Here is a 6751-nt window from a genome sequence, read left to right as displayed (position 1 = left end):
ACGCCCTCGCCCCGCACCGGACGCGCACCGGTTGCCGGAGCGGGGGCGGCCGGCGCGCCCACCTCGGCCTGGCCCCACGCCACCACATGCCCGCGCCCGGCCCAGGCGGTGTCCTCGGCGAGCACCGCCCGTACGGTCCACAGGCCGTCGCCCGCGGCATCCGGAACCACCTCGGCCGATGCCCCCGGCGCCAGCTCCGGCACCGCCAGCGCGCCCGAGGCGACGAGTACCCCCTCCACCTCGTGCGACCACACGAAGTCCAGGTGCCCGAGCCCGGTGAAGTCGTACCCGTTGGTCACCGTGAAGGCGCCCGCCGAGGAACCCGGGCCGATCCGCACCGGCTCGATGACCTTCTTGTACTCGATGAGCCCGGGGGAGGGGGTGCGGTCGGGGAAGAGCAGACCGTCACAGACGAAGTTGCCGTCGTGCAGCTCCTCGCCGAAGTCCCCGCCGTAGGCGAAACCGTGCTCCGGGTGGGCGAAGCCGTGGTCGATCCACTCCCAGACGAAACCGCCCTGGCAGCGTTCGTACCGCTCGAAGAGCCTCTGGTACTCGCCGAGTCCGCCCGGCCCGTTCCCCATGGCGTGGGCGTACTCGCACATGATGAAGGGCATCGCGCGCCGCCGGGCGTCCAGCTCCGCGTCGGCCCACGGCTCCTCGGCCCGCCTGCCGATGAGTTCGACCTCGGCGTGCGTCGGATACATCCGCGAGTACAGATCGACGTCCTCGCACGACAGGTCGCCCTCGTAGTGCAGCAGCCGCTCCGGGTCCCGCCCCCGTATCCACGCGGCCATCGCGGTCAGGCCGCGTCCCGAACCGCACTCGTTGCCCAGCGACCAGATGATCACCGAGGCATGGTTCTTGTCGCGCTCGACCATCCTTTCGGCCCGGTCGAGCAGCGCGGGGGTCCACCGCTCGTCGTCCACCGGGTTGTCGCGCCACTCCAGGTCGACAAAGCCATGTGTCTCCAGATCGCACTCGTCGATCACCCAGAGCCCCAGCTCGTCGCACAGGTCGAGGAAGGCGGGGTGCGGCGGATAGTGGCTGGTCCGTACGGCGTTGATGTTGTGCTGCTTCATCAGCACCAGGTCGCGCCGCATGGTCCGGGCGTCGACAGCCCGGCCGGTCTCCGGATGGAACTCGTGCCGGTTCACCCCGCGAAAGAGCAGCCGCCGCCCGTTGACCTTGATGACGCCGTCCTCGACGACGACCGTACGGAAGCCGATGCGCAGCGGTATCCGCTCGCCGGGCGTCACCAGCTCCGCGTCGTACAGCCGGGGTGTCTCGGCGGTCCAGGGTTCCACCGGCAGGGTCACCGGTTCGCCCGCGGGGGCGTCGATGCCCAGTTCCGGCAGGAGAACCCGCCCCTCGGCGCCGTCGCACTCCACGCGCAGCGTCCCGCGACCGTCTCGATGGTCGTACCCGGCGTGCACGAAGAAGTCCCGGGGCGCGCCCTGCGGCCGGTGCAGCAGCGTCACGTCACGGAAGATCCCGGGCAGCCACCACTGGTCCTGGTCCTCCAGATAGCTCCCCGAGGACCACGCGTGCACCCGCAGGGCCAGTACGTTCTCACCGGCCCGCAGCAGATCGCCCACGGCGAACTCGTGCGGCAGCCGGGACCCCTTGAAATCGCCCAGCTCCTGGCCGTTGAGCCAGACCCTGGCGCACGACTCCACCCCGTCGAACCGGAGCACGCTCTCGCCGCCCTCCGGCAGGCCGGCGGGCAGCGTGAACGTCCGCAGATGGTCGCCGGTCGGATTCTCGGACGGCACCCTCGGCGGATCGACGGGGAAGGGATAGACGACGTTCGTGTACGCGGGAGCGCCACCGGCTCCCTGGAGCACCCAGTGCCCCGGCACCTCGACCGCCCGCCAGGCGGAGGCGTCGAACCCCGGCTGCGCGAACGACGCGTCCTCGGCATCCGCGTCCGGCGAGAGCCGGAAGGCCCATTCACCGTTCAGGGACACCCGCAGGGCGTCGGACGCCGCGTACCAGGACCGCGGTGCGAGTCCACCCGATCCCGGACTCATGTCCTCGTACCAGGGAGTTGCGTCGGTGACTGTGCGGCTCATGGGTCTCCTCGTTCGAAAACGCCCGTCTCTCGGGTGGACGTTAGTCAGGAGTGAACCGTTTCAACAAGGGGTAGCCGCACGGACGGTGAAGGGTCCCGCGATGCCGGTCCGCCAGGCCGAGGGGCGCTGCCCCGGCCGCCTGCCTCTCCCGCGATGGTCCTTCCCGCACCGAACAAGATCAGTTCCCACGTCGCAGGTCAGCGGGGGTGATGTCACCAGTGACGGCCGGTCGGTCAGGGACGCGAGACATCGAGTGGCAGATCTCGGTGGAAGACGGCCATGGCCCGGCCGGGGCCGTCGTAGTCGTCGACGGTCTTCGTGTCGAAGCCGAGGCTGCGGTGGAAGGCGATCGAGCCGGTGTTCCCGATTGATGTGATCGCCTTCAACCGCCGTGCACCGTGGCGTTCCGCTGCTTCGGCGAACGCCGTGTACAGGCGACGCCCGAGACCGGTGCCGCGGGCGTCGTCCCGCGTGGCGATCAGATGCACGTACCCGGTGCCGCCCGGGGTGACGAACCCGAAGACGTACCCACGGATTCCGTCCTCGGATCGGGCGACCAGGCAGGTCGAACCGAACTCCTGCACCAGTGCCAGAAGGTGCAGTGACCGGAGGTCGCGTTCGCCCCAGTACCGGGGGTGGTCAGCCAGGACCTGGTGGAAGTCGCCCACCTGGGCCGGTGAGATGTGTATGCCCATGGTGGTGATCATCGCAGTGACTTGGCGGTCACAGGCGAAGGTCCCCACGGGTTGGGCAAGTTGTGACGCGAGCCCGGGCCCCTGCGGCCTGTTCCGTCCTGCCCCGTCTTGCCGCGGCCGGTGTACTCAGGCGTTGTCCGAGGGGGCGGTTACGATCCCGGCCATGCGTCTTGAGGACCAGTTGGACAGGCTGGCGGAACTGGGGCTGCCGTTCGCGGCCGGCCGGACCGTGGACGAGCTGCTGTACTCGGCGCCGCGGGAAGCGTACGAGCGCAAGCCATTCGACCTCGTGCTCTTCGCGCTGGGCTGTGCGGTCGAGGACGAGCCGTGGGAGCGGTGGTTCTGCGACCGGGCGTGGCACTTCGACACCGAGTGCGTCCGCGGGCGGGGTTCGTACACGGCGATCGCCCGGCAGCTGTGCCGGATCGCCGGCCGGCCGGACGCCCTGTCCGGCCTGCGGGACCACGTCGACCTCGGTGAGGAGGAGGCATGGATCGAGTACACGGCCGACGGCCGGCGGGTCAACTGGCCCATCGAGGTCAGGGACGACTGGGCCGACCTGTTGGTGGTCAGCTATCTCATCGACGAGCTGGAACACGGGGACTGGCGCTTCCACGTCCGGCACAACGGCCAGGCCATGACGCTCTTCTTCCTCGACGACGCGGCGGCCGGATGGCTCAATGAGCTGACCGGCGAGCAGGCGATCGCCCCGTTCCCGGGCGGGACGACGGCCAGGTCCGGTGAGCCGGCGACCGCAGAGGGCCGGACCACGTCCACCACAACGACTCGAACTCTTCACTGGGGCACCAGCTCATTAGCGAGCTGACCTGTGCAAATGCTCTGTCTAGCCTGCCTTCGAGGGTGGTCAAGTTGGCCATGCTCACCTGATGTTTCTGGCTGTTTCGGACCGCTTTTGGTCACGTGGCCATCGCTGCGATCAGGACCGACGGGCCTATGCGACAACGTGACTGGAGGACTGATCACTCTTACTGTCGGCCCTCACCCTCCGTAGCTTGCTGACAACAGCAACGGGAGGGGGTCGCGTGGAGCTGACCATGATCGCCGGTGGGCCGTGCAGTGCCGGTGACGACGACAAGTGCGGGAACGGCGACTGCCCGACCGTCTTCGCTACGGACCGGCCTGACATGCTCGCAATCCAGGGTTACGACGTTGCCCGTCAGACACCGGACGGGGAGTCCGTTGTTCTGATCCCCGAGGAGATCTTGAAGGAGGCCGCTCGTGCCCATGGGTGGATCTAACCCTGTGTTGCTTGATGGTGAGGAGTGGCAGGCGTACTTCCGGGACTTCAAGCGCTCCGCTTTCCGGCTGGAGACGCAACAGGTCTACACCATGCCTGCCGAGGCTGAAACCGTCCGCAGTTTCCTTGCCGGTGAGGCCAGGCCGAAGGACTTTAACGCGACGTGGCACGAGACCATCCGGGACCATGCCGCCGCAGGTCGCACCATGACGCGAGCCAAGGTGATCCGGACGCCACTCACTGATTACAGCCGCTACCTGTTCGAGTGGTGCATCCCCGGCAACGTCGAGGCCGGGGAGGCATACCAGATTGTGGACCTTACGGATCGGCCGAATCCCGGTTTGCCGGATCAGGATTTCTGGCTGTTCGACGAGACGACCGTGGTTCACCTCAACTACCGGCCGGACGGGACACAGATCAATCGCGAACTTGTTTCCAGCCCAGATCTTCGTAAATACCTCGCGTGGCGTGACCTCGCCCTAGAGAACGCTGTTCCATTCCGTGGCTATCGAGCCTGAACACCAAGCAAGAGAGCGGAAAGACTCGGCGGAGGCCCTGAAGGGTCTCCGCCTCGCTGCTGGCCTGAGCGGTGAACGGCTGGCGGCCCGCTGCAACATGAGCCAGACCAAAATCAGCCGCATTGAAACTGCTCGCGCTCTACCGAGCATGATCGACGTAGAGCGGATTACCGCCGCCTTGGGAGTGCCCGAGGAGGTGGCCCAAGAGCTTCTGAGGCTGGCGCGTAGGGCGAACGTTGACTACGCATCCTGGCGCGCATACGCGCGCGTAGGGCTGTACCACAAGCAAGCTGAGGTGAAGGCTCTCGAAGCGTCGTCGCGGGTGATGCGGCACTTCCTGCCCGCCATCCCTACCGGCCTGCTGCACGTCCGCGAGTACGCGGAGCAGACGCTTTCCAAGACAGTGGACAGTGACTCCACGAGGGACGTCACCCGAGCAGTGCTGGCTCGCACGGAGCGACAGCCATCCTGGATGATTGTTCCCGTAGCTTCACGTTCCTGATGACGGAACAGGCAGTGAGGTGGCGGCGAGCCGTCCCGCCGATCATGGCAGCGCAGTGTGCCCACATGGCCGACGTCTCGCTGAAACCGAACGTGGAGATCGCGATCATTCCGCAGTCGGCTCAGGTGCCAGGTATCCCCTTGAATGTGTTCGTCATCTATGACGACCGCCTGACGACTGTCGAACTGTTCTCCGGGGAAGTTGTACTGCGCGACCCCCGCGACATCTCCCAACACCTTGATTTGTTTGATCTGTTCCTGAGTCATGCACTGAGGGACTCTGAAGCAACTGCGTTTCTGAGGGGCGCAGCAGACGACTTAATGCGACAACGCGACTGACTCCCCTTGGCAGTTGGAAACGGGTTGAGAATGGTCCCATGCGAAGCGAGGGGACCAGATGAGCACCACGACGATGAGCGACCCGGTCTATTTGCCGTTGCCTTCCGATCCTGCGCAGCCTGCCGAGGGTTGCGACGTCTGCGAGGTGTTGGAAAACGAACGGGCAATGGCCCGAGCGATCGGTGATGGCTCGAAAGCCTCTGACTGCAATGTTGAGATGCAGCAGCACCCGCACAAGGGCAAGGCAGGGAAGCGGGCGGAGAAAAAGTGACCGCCACCATTGTTCCGGTGGCGGAGAAGCCCCGTGTCCGTCGGCAGGCTGGGCAGCTGCCCCGGATTGTGGAGCCCTTCAGGAGTCCGGCGAGCCACTGCGGGGTGTGCACGGGCCACCGTTCGATCTGGTGCCCGGACTGTTGCGGGTTCGAGGGATGCCCAACATGCCGCCACACGTTCAAAGTCCCGTGCCCAGTGTGTGCGGGCGGGGAGTTGGAGCCGATCCGATGGTGAGACGACTCCTTGGCCGGGCAGCATGGCCCGCCTTCGCCTTCGGGGTGGCCGCCCTGTGTGCGGCGCCCTCTCTCTGGCCGCTGCCGGCAACCTCTGAACGGCAGAAAGGCCACGGAGCATGAGCAGGCCCGCTCAACCCCCGTTCTCCGCCCCTGCTGGACGCAACCGAACCGGGCTCCCCCGTGTCCGTTCGGAATCCCGGCAGGGACGGCGTCAACCCCGCCCTGGTGGATCACGGCCCAGGACAGCCTGAGTGCCGCCGGGGCGGTCGCAAGTGCAGTGCGCCACTCCAACGGAGAGAGGTACCACGCATGTCCATTCCCGTATTCGAGTTCCACACGTCCAGTGCGTGCCAGTACAACAACAAAGACCCGCGCTGTGTCGAGGTCGCGACCAACGTTCCCGGCAAGGTGGCGGTCCGCAACACCGTGAACGGGCAGACTGTCGAGTTCACAGCCGCTGAGTGGACCGACTTCCTGAGTGGTGCCAAGCTGGGGGGTTCGACGTAGCCGCGTAGGGAGTCGTCATGCAGCAGTGCCCCCGATGTGGTGGCAGCGTGGAGAGCGATCCGGAGCACTCCGGAGTGGCGCGCTGCATGTCGTGCTGGGAAATCTGGTCACTGCCAACTGAGCGGAACTGTCCCGGATACCGGCCGACGCTCATGTCTGGGCTGCGGACACTGGACGCATTCCGGGACCTCCGTCGCTGAGCAGCAAGCGAACGCCCCAGCCGATTAGGCAGGGGCGTTCTTTGGTCTGTTCGACCGGTTCAGAGCAGTGCACGGAACGGGTTGTCGGCAACGGCAGGACCGGGAGAGGGCGACCGCTTCGCAGGGATGGATGCCGGGGCCCTGCTTGGGGG

6 protein-coding genes and 1 pseudogene are annotated in these 6751 nt (G+C 66.7%); 5 read left to right on the top strand and 2 right to left on the bottom strand.

Translation table 11 applies throughout. The features are described from left to right. Together J1C73_RS20650 and J1C73_RS20645 are read right to left on the bottom strand one after the other, a co-directional pair. On the bottom strand, positions 1–2072 hold a 2072-nt coding region (locus J1C73_RS20650), incomplete at its 3' end, for a glycoside hydrolase family 2 TIM barrel-domain containing protein (RefSeq protein WP_207317720.1). A 233-nt stretch (positions 2073–2305) separates the two neighbouring features. Beyond that, positions 2306–2779 (bottom strand): GNAT family N-acetyltransferase, encoded by a 474-nt coding sequence (locus tag J1C73_RS20645; RefSeq protein WP_207317719.1) that lies wholly within the window; start codon positions 2777–2779, stop codon positions 2306–2308. Positions 2780–2930: 151 nt separating this feature from the next. On the opposite strand from J1C73_RS20645, the gene J1C73_RS20640 reads away from it, so the two are divergent. From J1C73_RS20640 to J1C73_RS20620, 5 genes and pseudogenes are all read left to right on the top strand, one after another. Then, a complete protein-coding gene (locus tag J1C73_RS20640; RefSeq protein ID WP_207317718.1) occupies positions 2931–3593 on the top strand; it encodes a hypothetical protein in 663 nt (220 codons plus the stop codon). 419 nt (positions 3594–4012) lie between these two features. Beyond that, positions 4013–4543: a DUF6879 family protein gene (locus J1C73_RS20635; protein WP_242644468.1), complete on the top strand. Its 531-nt coding sequence runs from the start codon at positions 4013–4015 to the stop codon at positions 4541–4543. Then, positions 4527–5383, top strand: a pseudogene (locus tag J1C73_RS20630) (Scr1 family TA system antitoxin-like transcriptional regulator). Before J1C73_RS20635 ends, J1C73_RS20630 begins: the two are co-directional and overlap by 17 nt. A gap of 58 nt (positions 5384–5441) precedes the next feature. Beyond that, positions 5442–5654, top strand: coding sequence for a hypothetical protein (locus J1C73_RS20625; protein WP_207317717.1), 213 nt, complete (start codon positions 5442–5444; stop codon positions 5652–5654). A 547-nt stretch (positions 5655–6201) separates the two neighbouring features. Continuing rightward, positions 6202–6399, top strand: coding sequence for a DUF397 domain-containing protein (locus tag J1C73_RS20620; protein WP_207317716.1), 198 nt, complete (start codon positions 6202–6204; stop codon positions 6397–6399). Positions 6400–6751: the final 352 nt, after the last annotated feature.

Source organism: Streptomyces laculatispora (assembly GCF_017353455.1).
Taxonomy (GTDB): Bacteria; Actinomycetota; Actinomycetes; order Streptomycetales; family Streptomycetaceae; genus Streptomyces; species Streptomyces laculatispora.
This window is presented reverse-complemented; position numbering and strand designations above follow the sequence as displayed.

What these genes read in the sequence shown, in the direction of transcription:
- J1C73_RS20645 (WP_207317719.1), bottom strand. Translation starts at nt 2,779, where the DNA reads ATGATCACCACCATGGGCATACACATCTCACCGGCCCAGGTGGGCGAC.
- J1C73_RS20625 (WP_207317717.1), top strand. Translation starts at nt 5,442, where the DNA reads ATGAGCACCACGACGATGAGCGACCCGGTCTATTTGCCGTTGCCTTCC.
- J1C73_RS20635 (WP_242644468.1), top strand. Translation starts at nt 4,013, where the DNA reads ATGGGTGGATCTAACCCTGTGTTGCTTGATGGTGAGGAGTGGCAGGCG.
- J1C73_RS20620 (WP_207317716.1), top strand. Translation starts at nt 6,202, where the DNA reads ATGTCCATTCCCGTATTCGAGTTCCACACGTCCAGTGCGTGCCAGTAC.
- J1C73_RS20640 (WP_207317718.1), top strand. Translation starts at nt 2,931, where the DNA reads ATGCGTCTTGAGGACCAGTTGGACAGGCTGGCGGAACTGGGGCTGCCG.